This window comes from Streptococcus sp. NPS 308, from assembly GCF_002355895.1.
In the GTDB taxonomy this organism is placed as follows: domain Bacteria; phylum Bacillota; class Bacilli; order Lactobacillales; family Streptococcaceae; genus Streptococcus.
On record NZ_AP017652.1, the window covers coordinates 279055 to 293940 of the forward strand.

General features: G+C 42.8%; 16 protein-coding genes and 1 tRNA gene. 14 read left to right on the forward strand and 3 right to left on the reverse strand.

What is annotated here, in order from left to right; all coding sequences use genetic code 11:
• Positions 1 to 28: 28 nt before the first annotated feature.
• Both SNAG_RS01585 and pflA read left to right on the forward strand, forming a co-directional pair.
• Positions 29 to 1285 (forward strand): diaminopimelate decarboxylase, encoded by a 1257-nt coding sequence (locus tag SNAG_RS01585; RefSeq protein WP_096408799.1) that lies wholly within the window; start codon positions 29 to 31, stop codon positions 1283 to 1285.
• Between the two features lie 120 nt (positions 1286 to 1405).
• Positions 1406 to 2200 (forward strand): pyruvate formate-lyase-activating protein, encoded by a 795-nt coding sequence (pflA, locus tag SNAG_RS01590; RefSeq protein ID WP_001288281.1) that lies wholly within the window; start codon positions 1406 to 1408, stop codon positions 2198 to 2200.
• A gap of 72 nt (positions 2201 to 2272) precedes the next feature.
• Here pflA and yidC read toward each other — a convergent pair whose 3' ends face one another.
• Together yidC and SNAG_RS01600 are read right to left on the reverse strand one after the other, a co-directional pair.
• Positions 2273 to 3202, reverse strand: coding sequence for a membrane protein insertase YidC (yidC, locus tag SNAG_RS01595; protein WP_096408803.1), 930 nt, complete (start codon positions 3200 to 3202; stop codon positions 2273 to 2275).
• 77 nt (positions 3203 to 3279) lie between these two features.
• Positions 3280 to 3558 carry an acylphosphatase gene (locus SNAG_RS01600; RefSeq protein ID WP_001174609.1) on the reverse strand — a complete coding sequence of 93 codons (279 nt, stop codon included), beginning with the start codon at positions 3556 to 3558 and terminating at the stop codon, positions 3280 to 3282.
• A 33-nt stretch (positions 3559 to 3591) separates the two neighbouring features.
• Between SNAG_RS01600 and SNAG_RS01605 the strand changes: the two genes are divergently transcribed.
• From SNAG_RS01605 to SNAG_RS01655, 11 genes are all read left to right on the forward strand, one after another.
• A complete protein-coding gene (locus tag SNAG_RS01605) occupies positions 3592 to 4332 on the forward strand; it encodes a TrmH family RNA methyltransferase (protein ID WP_096405989.1) in 741 nt (246 codons plus the stop codon).
• Between the two features lie 54 nt (positions 4333 to 4386).
• Positions 4387 to 5070: a Bax inhibitor-1/YccA family protein gene (locus SNAG_RS01610; protein WP_096405991.1), complete on the forward strand. Its 684-nt coding sequence runs from the start codon at positions 4387 to 4389 to the stop codon at positions 5068 to 5070.
• A 109-nt stretch (positions 5071 to 5179) separates the two neighbouring features.
• Positions 5180 to 6172, forward strand: coding sequence for an aspartate--ammonia ligase (gene asnA, locus SNAG_RS01615; RefSeq protein WP_061852938.1), 993 nt, complete (start codon positions 5180 to 5182; stop codon positions 6170 to 6172).
• A gap of 64 nt (positions 6173 to 6236) precedes the next feature.
• A complete protein-coding gene (gene rsmD / locus SNAG_RS01620) occupies positions 6237 to 6776 on the forward strand; it encodes a 16S rRNA (guanine(966)-N(2))-methyltransferase RsmD (protein WP_096405992.1) in 540 nt (179 codons plus the stop codon).
• Positions 6766 to 7254 (forward strand): pantetheine-phosphate adenylyltransferase, encoded by a 489-nt coding sequence (gene coaD, locus SNAG_RS01625; protein WP_096405994.1) that lies wholly within the window; start codon positions 6766 to 6768, stop codon positions 7252 to 7254. The genes rsmD and coaD overlap by 11 nt, the downstream gene beginning before the upstream one ends.
• Positions 7238 to 8275 carry a SepM family pheromone-processing serine protease gene (locus SNAG_RS01630; protein ID WP_057489243.1) on the forward strand — a complete coding sequence of 346 codons (1038 nt, stop codon included), beginning with the start codon at positions 7238 to 7240 and terminating at the stop codon, positions 8273 to 8275. Before coaD ends, SNAG_RS01630 begins: the two co-directional genes overlap by 17 nt.
• A 55-nt stretch (positions 8276 to 8330) precedes the next feature.
• Complete coding sequence (locus tag SNAG_RS01635) at positions 8331 to 8561, forward strand: DUF1146 family protein (protein ID WP_009444432.1); 231 nt, start codon at positions 8331 to 8333, stop codon at positions 8559 to 8561.
• 23 nt (positions 8562 to 8584) lie between these two features.
• Positions 8585 to 9868, forward strand: coding sequence for a UDP-N-acetylglucosamine 1-carboxyvinyltransferase (gene murA, locus SNAG_RS01640; RefSeq protein ID WP_096405995.1), 1284 nt, complete (start codon positions 8585 to 8587; stop codon positions 9866 to 9868).
• Positions 9855 to 10049 carry a DNA-directed RNA polymerase subunit beta gene (locus SNAG_RS01645; protein WP_000739700.1) on the forward strand — a complete coding sequence of 65 codons (195 nt, stop codon included), beginning with the start codon at positions 9855 to 9857 and terminating at the stop codon, positions 10047 to 10049. The genes murA and SNAG_RS01645 overlap by 14 nt, the downstream gene beginning before the upstream one ends.
• 40 nt (positions 10050 to 10089) lie before the next feature.
• Positions 10090 to 10914 (forward strand): DNA/RNA non-specific endonuclease, encoded by an 825-nt coding sequence (locus SNAG_RS01650; RefSeq protein WP_096405997.1) that lies wholly within the window; start codon positions 10090 to 10092, stop codon positions 10912 to 10914.
• Positions 10915 to 11054: 140 nt separating this feature from the next.
• Positions 11055 to 12386, forward strand: coding sequence for a hemolysin family protein (locus tag SNAG_RS01655; RefSeq protein WP_096405998.1), 1332 nt, complete (start codon positions 11055 to 11057; stop codon positions 12384 to 12386).
• 80 nt (positions 12387 to 12466) lie between these two features.
• Here SNAG_RS01655 and SNAG_RS01660 read toward each other — a convergent pair.
• Positions 12467 to 12537 (reverse strand) — tRNA-Cys (locus tag SNAG_RS01660).
• Between the two features lie 309 nt (positions 12538 to 12846).
• Between SNAG_RS01660 and SNAG_RS01665 the strand changes: the two genes are divergently transcribed.
• Entirely contained in the window at positions 12847 to 14826 is a 1980-nt protein-coding gene (locus tag SNAG_RS01665) for a peptide ABC transporter substrate-binding protein (RefSeq protein WP_096406000.1), read from the forward strand.
• Positions 14827 to 14886 lie beyond the last annotated feature (60 nt).

The window sequence follows — 14886 nt, forward strand, 5'->3', positions numbered from 1 at the left end:
TCTTTGCAAACAGAATAGAAGGATGCCTATGAAAACACCATTTATCAGCCGTGAAGATTTAGAAACAATTGTTGCAGAGTTCCCGACTCCCTTCCACTTGTACGACGAGAAGGGGATTCGTGAAAAAGCAAGAGCAGTCAACCAGGCCTTTTCCTGGAACAAGGGCTTTAAGGAATATTTTGCCGTCAAGGCCACTCCAACCCCAGCCATCTTGAAAATCCTCCAAGAGGAAGGTTGTGGTGTGGACTGTTCTAGTTATGTGGAACTTTTGATGAGCCATAAACTTGGATTTGCAGGTCCTGAGATTATGTTCTCATCAAACAATACGCCAGACCAAGAGTACGCTTATGCCCATGAATTAGGTGCGACCATTAACTTGGATGCCTTTGAAGACATTGCACATCTGGAGCGAACTGTAGGCATTCCAGAAATCATCTCTTGTCGTTACAATCCAGGAGGAGTCTTTGAATTAGGAACAGACATCATGGATAATCCTGGAGAGGCTAAGTTTGGCATGACCAAGGATCAACTCTTTGAAGCCTTTGCTGTTTTGAAGGAAAAAGGAGCTAGGACTTTTGGGATTCATTCCTTCCTAGCATCCAATACCGTGACCCACCTCTATTATCCAGAATTGGCCCGCCGGCTCTTTGAATTAGCTGTGGAAATCAAAGAAAAATTGGGTATTTCACTGGACTTTATTAATCTTTCTGGCGGAATCGGTGTCAACTATCGCCCAGATCAGGAGCCAAATGATATTGCGATGATTGGTGAAGGGGTGCGTAAGGTGTATGAAGAAGTCCTTACGCCAGCAGGTCTTGGTCAGGTCAAGATTTTTACCGAATTGGGACGTTTTATGCTGGCACCCCACGGAGTTCTCGTCACAAAAGTTACTCATAAGAAAAAAACTTACCGTACCTATCTAGGTGTGGATGCCTCAGCAGTCAACCTCATGCGCCCAGCCATGTATGGAGCTTACCACCATGTCACCAATCTGACCCATCCAGACGGACCAGTTGAGGTGGTAGATGTGGTCGGTTCACTCTGCGAAAACAATGATAAATTTGCCGTTAACCGCGAACTACCTCATACAGAAATCGGTGATTTGCTGGTGATTCATGATACAGGTGCACATGGATTCTCCATGGGTTACCAGTACAATGCCAAACTACGATCGGCAGAAATCCTCTATACCGAAGAAGGAAATGCTCGCCAAATCCGCCGTGCAGAGCGTCCTGAGGACTATTTCGCAACCTTGTATGGTTTTGATTTTGAACCGGATCACTAAAAGGGTATGAAAATGAAAGTGAAAAACAGATTGCTTTCTAAAAAATAGACAAAAAACCTTGTTTTTCATCTTACTCATGATATAATAAAACTATAAAACGGTTTCAAGGAAGGTGACGATATGTCTGAAGAAACAATTGACTATGGACAAGTGACAGGAATGGTGCATTCGACAGAGAGTTTTGGGGCGGTAGATGGCCCTGGGATTCGGTTTATTGTCTTTTTGCAGGGTTGTCACATGCGTTGCCAGTACTGTCATAACCCCGACACATGGGCTATGGAGACCAATAAATCACGCGAACGGACAGTAGACGATGTCTTGACAGAAGCCCTTCGCTACCGTGGTTTTTGGGGAGACAAGGGAGGAATCACTGTTAGTGGAGGAGAAGCCCTCTTGCAGATTGATTTCTTGATTGCCCTCTTTACCAAGGCCAAAGAAAAAGGAATCCACTGTACCTTGGATACCTGTGCTCTTCCATTCCGTAACAAGCCACGTTATCTCGAAAAGTTTAATAAACTCATGGCTGTGACAGACTTGGTTCTTCTGGATATCAAGGAAATCAACGAAGAACAGCACAAGATTGTAACCAGTCAAACCAATAAAAACATCTTGGCCTGTGCCCAGTACCTATCAGATATTGGGAAGCCTGTTTGGATTCGCCATGTGCTGGTTCCAGGTTTGACGGACAGAGATGAGGATTTGATCGAACTCGGTAAATTCGTCAAAACCCTTAAAAATGTTGACAAGTTTGAAATCTTGCCTTATCACACGATGGGTGAGTTCAAGTGGCGTGAACTTGGAATTCCTTATTCGCTCGAAGGGGTCAAACCTCCAACAGCAGACCGTGTCAAGAATGCCAAGGAATTGATGGATACAGAAAGCTACCAAGACTACATGAAACGTGTTCATGGATAAAAAAGAAGCCTGATGGAGACATCGGGCTTTTGTGATGCATAAAAAGCCTAGCCTTTCAGCTAAGCTTTTTTCTTATTTTCTAGAATGTTGTTTACCAGCATTGCGTTTTTTATGTTTCTTATTAGTCATGATCGCAGTTGCTTGGTTTGGAGTGACATCTTTGCGTCCGCCTCCAGTTGAAAATGAGCTTGCTTTTGGTGGATTTTTGGCAAATTCTTCACGAACTTTTTTGCGAAGTTTTGGACGAACAACATAGTTAACGATGAACTGTTGGAGAATCATCATGAAACCACCGACAACCCAGTAAAGCGTCACACTAGCTGGTGAGAAGAGGGAGAAGACCACAATCATGAGTGGGCTCATGTAGATCATTTTCTTGATCTGTTCTCTTTGCATCTCATCTTCTACGCCATGAAGTGAAAGGAGTGATTGGAGATAGTAGAGGATACCAGCAAAGGCTACGAGGATCATACTTGGTGAACCAAGATCGATACCCAAGAAGGTAGAGCTAGCTACCCCTTCAGTGAGCTGGGCTGCAAAGTAGATAGCAGAGAAGAATGGCATTTGAATGAGGATAGGGAAGCAACCTACACCACCTAACATGCTAATACCGTGTTCTTTCTGAGCAGCAAAGAGAGCTTGTTGAGCCTCAAGTTTTTCTTCCTGAGTTGTTGCTTCTTTGAGACGTGTTTGGTGTGGTTCGAGTACGTGTTTGAGGGCGTTCATCTTTTCAGAGTGAAGTGTCGCCTTCCATGATTGGTAGATACCAAGTGGCAAGATAATCAAGCGCACGATAATGGTTACGATAATGATAGCGACCCCGAAGCCTAGTCCTTTATCAGTAGCGAAGTACTTGATAGCTTCTCCCATCGGAGCACCCAAGAAATCCCAAACGGGACCAACTGGCTTACCTGTTGCTTTGTCTACTTGGACACAGCCTGTCAAGACGAGTAGCATAGCCACTCCCATAGCAGAGAGGGCAAAACGTTTAATAGATTTCAATGTTTTCATTCCTTCTTTAAAAATTGTACCTTTCTATTCTACTGTTTTTTTGTAAAATATACAATAGTTCTGGAGACCTAATTTGCAACTTTGAAGTCTGAATAGGATGAAAAGTTGCTCATCTGCACATCCAGATAGGTGACTTTTGAAAAGGGCGTTGGGCCTTTACGGATTTCTTGGATAAATTTTGCCATAGTGGCAGAGGAGTCTGCCTGAGCAAGAATTTCCACTGTGCCGTCGTCGTTATTCCAGACACGACCGGTGATGCCACCGATTTCAAGCGCTAGAGTAACCACACCCCAACGAAAACCAACACCCTGTACCCTGCCTTGGGCAATCATTCTAACCTTTTGCATACTAAACCCCTTTGATTGTGTTATAATGTTTCTATGACTATTATAACCTCAAAAGCCAATTCAGTGGTAAAAAATGCCAAGAAATTGCATCAAAAAAAATATCGAAAGTCTGCCTATTTGATTGAAGGTTGGCACTTATTTGAAGAAGCTGTTCAAGCTGGAGTGACGATTGAGAAGATTTTTGCTCTGGAAAGTTACCGAGATCAGCTAGCTGCCTTTCCTCAAACGGTCTGGGTTTCAGAGGAAATTTTGCTGGATTTGGCAGATACGCAAACTCCTCAAGGGATTGTCGCTGTGATTCAAAAAGAAGAAGTGGGACTGCCTGATTTTAGTCAGGGTAAGTTTCTATTTTTAGAAGATGTTCAAGATCCTGGTAATGTGGGCACCATGATTCGGACTGCGGACGCTGCAGGTTTTACAGGGGTCATTGTTTCAGATAAGTCAGCAGATATCTACAGTCTCAAGACCCTGCGTTCCATGCAAGGAAGTCATTTTCATTTGCCCATCTATCGGATGTCTCTTGCTTCCTTTGTAGAAGAGGCAAAGAAGAGCAATTTGCCCATTCTAGCAACGACCTTATCCAAAGAATCTAAGGACTATCGTGAGCTTTCTCCCTTAGAAAACTTTGCTTTAGTCATGGGAAATGAAGGACAGGGGATTAGTTCTGTCATGGCTGAGAGTGCTGATCAGCTGGTTCACATTGGCATGAAAGGCCGAGCAGAAAGTCTCAACGTGGCAGTTGCAGCAGGCATTTTGATGTTTTATTTCAGCTAATTTATAAAATCTTTGTTATAATCAAGACATATTTATAGAAAAAGGAGAATCAAAATGAATCAATCGATTATTCAAGAACGTTCAGGTCTCAATCAATTTTACGCTAAGGTTTATGCCTTTGTAGGACTTGGGATTGGTCTATCAGCTCTGGTGTCAGCTTTGATGTTGACAGTCTTCCAAGCTCAATTGATCTACTTTTTAATGCATGGCCGTCTCTGGTTGATGATTGCAACTTTTGCAGAACTTGGTTTAGTCTTTGTTGCAAGTAGCATGGCTGCAAAAAATAGCCCAGCAGCTCTGCCGGTATTTCTAGTATACTCCCTACTGAATGGCTTCACCCTTAGCTTTGTCGTAGCCTTCTATACACCTGGGACCGTCTTATCAGCCTTTGTATCCAGTGCCCTTCTCTTCTTTGTCATGGCGGCAATCGGAATTTTCACCAAGAAGGATTTGAGTGGAATGGGACGAGCCTTGATGGCGGCGCTTGTTGGTCTCATCATTGCCATGGTTGTGAATCTATTTTTAGCCAATAGCTTCTTTGACTACATGATTAGTATTGCCATGGTTTTGGTTTTCTCAGGTCTGATTGCTTGGGATAACCAAAAGATTCGCTATGTTTATGAGCAGTCACGAGGACAAGTAGCGACAGGTTGGGTCATTTCAATGGCTCTCAGCATCTACCTAGACTTTATCAACCTCTTCCTTAGCATCTTACGAATCTTTGGTCGAAACGATTAATGAATGACGGAGTCAGTGTTCGAAAGAGCACTGACTTTTTCTTATTTACTCTTTTCTTTTCTTGGAAATAGGTGTATAATGCTTTTAACTAATTTTTGAGGAGCCGTTTATGAAGAAAAGTTTTATTCATCAGCAAGAAGAGATTTCCTTTGTTAAGAACACTTTTACCCAGTATTTGAAAGATAAGTTAGAAGTTGTTGAAGTTCAAGGTCCCATCTTGAGCAAGGTCGGGGATGGGATGCAGGACAACCTGTCAGGTGTCGAAAATCCAGTATCTGTCAAGGTTTTGCAGATTCCAGATGAAACCTATGAGGTCGTTCATTCACTTGCTAAATGGAAACGCCACACCTTGGCTCGTTTTGGTTTCGGTGATGGGGAAGGTTTGTTTGTCCACATGAAGGCTCTTCGCCCAGATGAAGATTCACTAGATGCGACCCACTCTGTTTATGTAGACCAGTGGGACTGGGAAAAAGTGATTCCAAATGGTCAACGCAATATCGCTTATCTTAAAGAAACAGTTGAAAAGATTTACAAGGCTATTCGTCTGACAGAGCTAGCCGTAGAAGCCCGCTATGATATCGAATCGATCTTGCCAAAACAAATCACCTTTATCCATACAGAAGAGTTGGTAGAACGTTACCCAGACTTGACACCAAAAGAGCGTGAAAATGCAATCTGTAAAGAGTTTGGAGCAGTTTTCTTGATTGGTATTGGTGGGGAGTTGCCTGACGGGAAACCGCATGATGGACGTGCGCCTGACTACGATGACTGGACTACAGAGTCTGAGAATGGCTACAAGGGGCTAAATGGGGATATTCTAGTTTGGAATGAATCTCTTGGATGTGCCTTTGAACTTTCGTCGATGGGGATTCGGGTAGATGAAGATACCCTTCGTCGCCAAGTTGCCCTTACAGGAGACGAAGATCGTCTGGAGTTGGAATGGCACAAGGCCTTGCTTAACGGTCTTTTCCCATTGACAATCGGTGGAGGGATTGGACAGTCTCGGATGGCCATGTTCCTTCTTCGTAAGAAACACATCGGAGAGGTTCAGACTAGTGTTTGGCCGCAAGAAGTCCGCGACACTTACGAAAACATCTTGTAGGAAATCGAACCGTAAGGTTCGGTTTTCTTTCTCTTTTTGCCCATAATTTGGTATAATAAACGGTATGAAAATCGTATCAGGAATCTATGGGGGGCGTCCTCTCAAGACGCTAGAAGGAAAGACGACTAGACCGACATCTGATAAGGTGAGAGGAGCTATCTTTAACATGATAGGTCCCTATTTTGAGGGTGGTCGTGTCTTGGATCTCTATGCTGGCAGTGGCGGTCTGTCTATTGAAGCTGTGTCAAGAGGGATGTCCAGTGCTGTCTTAGTGGAACGGGATCGAAAGGCACAAGCTATCATCGCTGAAAATATCCAAATGACCAAGGAAGTTTCTAAATTTCAGCTCGTAAAAATGGAAGCTGAACGAGCCTTGGAGCATGTGAATGGTCCCTTTGACCTGATCTTTTTAGATCCCCCCTATGCCAAGGAACAAATCGTTGCAGATATCGAAAAAATGGCAGAAAGAAATCTCTTCTCCCAAGAAGTCATGGTCGTCTGCGAAACAGATAAGTCTGTAGAACTCCCAGAAGAAATCGCCTACTTAGGCATCTGGAAGGAAAAAATATATGGGATTAGTAAGGTGACAGTCTATGTCAGATAAAATTGGATTATTTACAGGTTCATTTGACCCGATGACAAATGGACATCTGGATATCATTGAACGTGCAAGCAAACTCTTTGATAAGCTCTATGTCGGGGTTTTCTACAATCCCCACAAACAAGGTTTTCTCCCCGTTGAAAACCGCAAACGAGCAGTTGAAAAAGCCGTAGAACATTTAGAAAATGTAGAAGTCATGGCTTCTCATGACCAATTAGTCGTCGATGTTGCAAGAAGACTGGGAGCTAAAACTCTTGTCCGTGGCTTGCGGAATGCAACAGACTTGCAATACGAGGCTAGTTTTGACTACTACAATCATCAACTGGCTCCAGAGATTGAGACGGTCTACCTACATAGTCGCCCAGAGCATCTCTATGTCAGCTCTTCAGCTATGAGAGAGCTCCTGAAGTTTGGTCAGGAGATTCAGCAATATGTTCCAAACAGTGTTGTGGAGGAATTAGAACATGAAGAAAAAAACTAGATGGCCCTTATATGTCATCCTAGCACTAGTATTGACTTTTTTAGCCTTTGTAGTACCTTTACCTTACTACATAGAAGTTCCAGGTGGAGCGGAAGATATTCGTCGCGTTTTGAAAGTCAATGAAACAGAAGACACAGAAGCAGGAGCTTACCAGTTTGTAACAGTCGGCATTCGACACGCAACCCTGTCGCATCTGGTCTATGCTTGGTTAACACCTTTCACGGATATTAGAAGTGCCAAGGAGACTACGGGTGGCTCTACTGACGCAGAATTTATGCGGATCAATCAGTTCTACATGCAAACTTCTCAAAATATGGCCAAGTATCAAGGACTGAAGACGGCTGGTAAGGATATCGAACTCAAGTACTTGGGAGTTTATGTCTTAACTGTGACGGATAATTCGACTTTTAAAGGCATTCTGAACATTGCAGATACCGTGACGGCTGTTAATGACAAAACATTTGACAGTTCAAAAGACTTGGTCGACTATGTCAATTCTCAACAATTAGGGGACACGGTCAAGGTAACCTATGAAGAAGACGGAAAAGTCAAGTCTGCAGAAGGTAAAATTATCACTCTCGAAAACGGAAAAAACGGGATTGGGATTGGCTTGATTGACCGTACGGAAGTGACCAGTGACGTTCCAATTCGCTTTTCAACAGCTGGTATCGGCGGGCCAAGTGCTGGTCTCATGTTTAGTCTAGCTATCTACACCCAGATAGCAGATCCAGGTCTTCGTAATGGCCGCATCGTTGCGGGAACGGGAACCATTGATCGGGACGGAAATGTTGGCGACATTGGTGGAATTGACAAAAAAGTAGTTGCGGCCTCTCGTCAGGGAGCCAACGTCTTTTTTGCTCCTGACAATCCAGTCACCGAGGAAGCCAAAAAAGCAGATCCCAATGCGAAAAGTAACTATGAAACAGCCCTAGAAGCTGCTAAAACGATCAAGACAGAGATGAAAATCGTTCCCGTTAAGACCTTGCAGGATGCGATTGATTACCTTAAAAACAATCCCTAATTCGTAGAAAAATTGAAAACTAGCGCGCAAGCGGATAAGATGGTATAATAGTCAAATGGTTCAATTATTATTCACTCTAAGCAGTCATATGCTCTTTATCTATTTGAGTTTTTACCTTTTAAAGGATCTTGTGAGATGGGAAAAGGTGTTAAAAGTAACTGCTACGAATACAAAAAAAGTTCGTTTGTTGGTAGGCTTCTTTAGTATTGTAATGGGCTACATATTAAGTTCATTCTTTATCAGCTTATATCAATTGTGGCAAGAAGCACTTAGAGGATTATTATAAAATCAAAAGTAAAGGAAGCAACTATGGAAAAAATTGTGGTTCAAGGCGGAGATAATCGTCTGGTCGGGAGTGTGACCATTGAGGGGGCAAAGAATGCCGTCTTGCCCTTGTTGGCAGCGACTATTCTAGCAAGCAAGGGTAAGACAGTCTTGCAGAACGTCCCGATCTTGTCAGATGTTTTCACCATGAATCAAGTAGTTCGTGGTCTGAATGCCAAGGTTGACTTTAATGAGGAAGCTCATCTTGTCGAAGTCGATGCGACTGGTGACATCACAGAGGAGGCTCCTTACAAGTATGTCAGCAAGATGCGTGCATCGATCGTTGTCTTGGGACCAATCCTTGCTCGTGTAGGACATGCCAAGGTATCCATGCCAGGTGGTTGCACCATTGGGAGTCGTCCAATCGATCTCCACCTCAAGGGCTTGGAAGCTATGGGAGCAAAGATTAGCCAGACAGCTGGTTACATCGAAGCCAAGGCAGAACGCTTGCATGGCGCTCATATCTATATGGACTTCCCTAGTGTCGGCGCGACACAAAACCTGATGATGGCAGCGACGTTAGCTGATGGTGTGACTGTTATTGAAAATGCTGCGCGTGAGCCGGAAATTGTTGACCTTGCTATCCTTCTTAATGAAATGGGAGCCAAGGTCAAGGGAGCTGGTACTGAAACAATCACAGTGACTGGTGTCGAGGAACTCCATGGAACAACTCATAATGTGGTACAGGACCGTATTGAAGCTGGAACCTTTATGGTGGCGGCAGCCATGACTGGCGGTGATGTCCTGATTCGAGATGCAGTCTGGGAGCATAATCGTCCCTTGATTGCTAAACTCCTTGAAATGGGAGTTGAGGTGACGGAGGAGTCGGAAGGCATTCGTGTCCGTTCTCAACTGGAAAATCTCAAAGCTGTTCATGTAAAAACCTTGCCACATCCGGGATTTCCGACAGATATGCAGGCTCAATTTACAGCCTTAATGACTGTCGCAAAAGGGGAATCCACCATGGTGGAAACTGTATTTGAGAATCGGTTCCAACATCTGGAGGAAATGCGTCGGATGGGCTTGCGTTCGGAGATTATCCGTGATACAGCCCGTATCGTAGGAGGACAAGTCTTGCAGGGAGCAGAAGTTCTATCAACAGACCTTCGTGCCAGTGCGGCCTTGATTCTGACAGGTTTGGTAGCGCAAGGGGAGACAGTTGTTGGTAAATTAGTCCACCTTGACAGAGGTTACTACCGTTTCCATGAGAAGTTAGCTCAGCTAGGAGCGAAGATTCAGCGGATTGAGGCAAATGATGAAGAAGAATAAAAATATACGTTATGTACTCCGTCGCTTACTGTTGATTTTTATTGTACTCTTGCTGGGATTCCTTGCCTTAGGAATCGGTTTGATGATTGGCTACGGGATTCTAGGAAAGGGACAGGATCCATGGGCGATTTTGTCTCCAGCGAAATGGCAAGAATTGATTAGTAAATTTACAGGAAATTAGGCTGGGAGACCAGTCTTTTTCTAGAGATATAAGGATAGATATGGACAAGAAAACAAGACAAGCTCTGATAGGGCTACTCATATTCTTACTATTATCTGCTGGTAGTTATTACATCAAGCAGATGCAGACAGCGCCAAACACCCCTAAAACTAAGGTTAGCCAGAAAAGACAAGCTTCAGAAGCTCCTAGTCAGGAGTTGGCAGAAAGTGTCTTAACTGAGTCGATCAAGAACCAAATAAAAGGTGGTCTAGAATGGAATGGGGCAGGTGCCTTTGTCGTAAATGGCAATAAAACCAATCTAGATGCTAAAGTTTCTAGCAAACCCTATGCGGATAATAAAACAAAACCAGTCGGGAAAGAGACCGTCCCAACGGTTGCCAATGCCATCTTATCCAAAGCGACTCGGCAGTATAAAAATCGTGAAGAAACAGGCAACGGCTCAACCTCTTGGACACCGCCGGGATGGCATCAGGTTAAAAATTTAAAGGGAACCTATACGCACGCAGTAGATAGGGGGCACTTGTTGGGTTATGCCTTGATAGGTGGATTAGATGGCTTTGATGCTTCTACCAGCAATCCCAAGAACATTGCAGTTCAGACAGCTTGGGCCAACCAGGCTCAGGCGGAAGATTCGACAGGGCAGAACTACTATGAGAGTCTGGTTAGGAAAGCCTTAGACCAGAATAAGAGAGTCCGTTATCGGGTAACTCTCCACTATGCTACGAATGAGGATTTGGTTCCATCTGCTTCACAAATTGAAGCCAAGTCTTCGGATGGTGAATTGGAGTTCAACGTCCTGATTCCAAATGTTCAAAAGGGTATCCAGCTTGATTACCGAACAGGTCAGGTCACGGTGACAAATTAGAACCAATCTATTAAAGGAATAAAAATTGCTCCCTTGTCCGTCATTGATAAGGGAGCGATTGTATAAATTAGAAAATAATGTGATTCCTAGGCCGATTTATGGTATAATGGAACACAAGATACTATTTTAGGAGAAAGACCATGGAAGACCCAAGCAGTCAGGATTTGTTACTGCAATTTGTACTTTTAGTTGTATTGACCTTTTTAAATGCCTTTTTCTCAGCTACAGAAATGGCTATGGTGTCACTAAATCGTGCCCGAGTAGAGCAAAAAGCAGAAGAAGGCGATAAACGCTATATCCGCTTGCTAAAGGTGCTTGAAAACCCTAATCACTTTTTATCAACCATTCAAGTCGGTATCACCTTGATCACAATCTTGTCAGGGGCAAAATTGGCAGATACACTTGGACAAGTAATTGCCTCTTGGATGGGGAATGGAGAAACGGCTTATGCCATTGCAAGTTTCCTCTCTTTGGCATTCTTGACCTACATCTCTATTGTTTTTGGTGAACTCTATCCTAAACGGATTGCCCTCAATCTCAAAGATGCCTTAGCCATTCGCTCTATTCCGATAATTATTGGACTTGGGAAGATTGTCAGTCCCTTTGTCTGGTTGTTATCTGCTTCAACCAATCTCTTGAGTCGTTTAACACCAATGACCTTTGATGATGCGGATGAAAAAATGACTCGAGATGAAATTGAGTACATGTTGACCAAGAGTGAGGAAACCTTGGATGCAGACGAAATCGAGATGTTACAAGGGATTTTCTCTCTAGATGAACTGATGGCGAGAGAAGTTATGGTTCCTCGGACAGATGCCTTTATGGTGGATATTCAGGATGATAGTCAAACCATTATCCAAAGTATTTTAAAACAAAACTTTTCCCGTATCCCAGTTTATGATGGGGATAAGGACAATGTGATTGGGATTATTCACACCAAGAGTCTTCTTAATGCGGCCTTTGTGGATGGTTTTGACAATATTGTCTGGAAGAGGATTTTACAAGATCCACTCTTTGTCCCTGAAACTATTTTTGTGGATGACTTGCTAAAAGAATTGCGAAATACTCAGAGACAGATGGCCATTTTGCTCGATGAATATGGTGGTATGGCTGGTCTGGTCACACTGGAGGACCTGCTGGAGGAGATTGTCGGAGAAATCGACGACGAGACAGACCGAGCAGAAATTGAAGTCCATCAAATCGGTGAGGACACCTATATTGCACAGGGAACCATGAATCTTAACGACTTCAATAACTACTTTGGTGTCGAACTAGAAAGCGATGATGTGGATACCATCGCCGGTTATTATTTGACGGGTGTTGGAACGATTCCAACCACTGAGAAAATCAGTTACCAACTGGTCAGTCAAAACAAGCAAGTCGTCCTGACCAACGACAAGGTGAAAAACGGACGTGTTACCAAGGTAAAAGTTCAAATCACTGAAGTAGAAAATGAAGAAGAAACAGAATAAAAGAGCTTGAGTCACCATCAGGTGCTCAAGCTCCCATTTATAAGACAAAAGACTCACGAGGAGTCTTTTGGTTTACTATAAGGCGGTAGACGGATTTGAACCGACGATCAAGCTTTTGCAGAGCCGTGCCTTACCACTTGGCTATACCGCCTCAACGTTTATTATTATACCTTGAAAATGATTCTACGTCAATAGTTTCTTAAACGAAAATCCAATTTAGGAAACTTTCCCTTTATTTTGGCAGGCTTAAAAACCGAGAGAGAAAGTCTGGGAAACAGTCCTTACGGGCTGTAAATTTGCCATCTAATCACCCTAGATAGCAAACAAAGAATAGAAAAATTTGACAAATGAAAGTTTTTTGAGGGTATACGCCTAAATATTCTGAAAATTCGTTTACTTTTTAGATAATATATGATATAATTGACAATAAGCCTAAATTTTTCAAAGAGGAGTTAACAATATGAAAAAAAGTAGAGTATTTGTCGCAGCAGGAATTGCCCTATTAGCAACTGGCGTTTTAGCTGCTTGTGGTTCTTCAAAATCATCTGATTCAACAGCGCCAAAAAATTATGGTTATGTTTATTCAGCTGACCCAGAAACATTGGATTACTTGATCTCAGGGAAACAAAGTACTAAGATTGCCACTTCAAATGGTATCGATGGTCTCTTCACAAATGACAAGTATGGGAACCTAGTTCCTGCAGTTGCAGAAGACTGGTCCGTTTCAAAAGACGGTTTGACTTATACTTACAAGATTCGTAAAGGAGTCAAATGGTTCACATCTGACGGAGAAGAGTATGCAGAAGTTACTGCTAAGGACTTTGTGAATGGTTTGAAACACGCAGCTGATAACAAGTCAGAAGCTCTTTACCTAGCAGAAAATTCTGTTAAAGGATTGTCTGATTATTTGGCAGGTAATACAAAAGACTTTTCTTCAGTAGGTGTGAAAGCAGTTGATGATTATACTCTTGAGTATACTTTGAACCAACCAGAACCATACTGGAACTCTAAGATGGCTTATTCAATCTTCTGGCCATTGAACGAAGAATTTGAAAAATCAAAAGGATCTGACTTTGCTAAAGCGACTGACCCTACATCATTGCTTTACAATGGACCATTCTTGCTGAAAGGTTTGACTGCTAAGTCTTCTATCGAGTTCGCTAAGAATGAAAACTACTGGGACAAAGATAATGTTCATATTGATAAAGTAACACTTGCTTACTATGATGGTTCAGACCAAGAGTCTATTGAACGTAACTTTACAAGTGGAGCTTATAGCTATGCCCGTCTTTACCCAACAAGTTCAAACTACTCTAAAGTAGAAGAAACCTACAAGGAAAATATCTTCTACACCCCATCAGGACCTGGTATTGGTGGTTTGGGTGTGAATATTGACCGCCAAGGTTACAAATACACTTCTAAGACAACTGATGAAGAGAAGACTTCTACTAAGAAAGCCCTTCTTAATAAGGACTTCCGTCAAGCCTTGAACTTTGCCTTTGACCGTACGTCTTACTCAGCTCAAGTAAATGGTAAAGAAGGTGCTCCTCGTGCCGTTCGTAACCTCTTTGTAAAACCTGACTTTGTCTCTGCTGGCGAAAAAACTTTTGGTGACTTGGTGACTGATAAGATGTCAGCTTACGGTGATGAATGGAAGAACGTAAACTTTGCGGATGGTCAAGATGGACTCTTCAACGCCGATAAAGCCAAAGCTGAATTTGCCAAAGCCAAAACAGCATTGGAAGCAGAAGGTGTAAAATTCCCTATCCATTTGGATGTTCCAGTAGACCAAACAGCTAAAAACTATATCGCACGTATTCAATCCTTCAAACAATCCGTTGAAACAGTGCTTGGAGAAGACAATGTAGTCATCGATATCCAACAAGTTTCTAAAGATGAGTTTACTAATATTACCTACTATGCGGCGAATGCAGCAGCAGAAGACTGGGATCTCTCAGGGGCAGTTGGATGGAACCCAGACTATGAAGATCCATCAACTTACCTTGACATCTTGAAGACAACGAATGCTGAACAAACAAAAACATACATGGGTTACGAAGGTGCAGATAATGCTGCAGCAGCTCAAGTTGGTTTGAAAGAATACGATAAGCTAGTTGATGAAGCTGCTAAAGAAACAAGCGACTTGAATGTTCGTTATGAAAAATACGCTGCTGCCCAAGCTTGGTTGACAGATAGCTCACTCATCTTGCCAGCTATGTCATCAACTGGTGCTGCACCATTCATTTCTCGTGTTGTGCCATTCTCTGCATCTTACAGTCAATCTGGAGACAAGGGATCAGACGTATACTTCAAGTATATTCAGTTACAAGATAAGGTTGTAACAAAAGCTGACTATGAACAAGCTCGTGAAAAATGGCTCAAAGAGAAAAAAGAATCAAACGAAAAAGTTCAAAAAGAATTGGCTAACCACGTTAAATAAATAACTCTCAAGAGAACTTTCTCTCCATGAGGAGAAGGTTCTTTTGGGATTTTAAAAGGA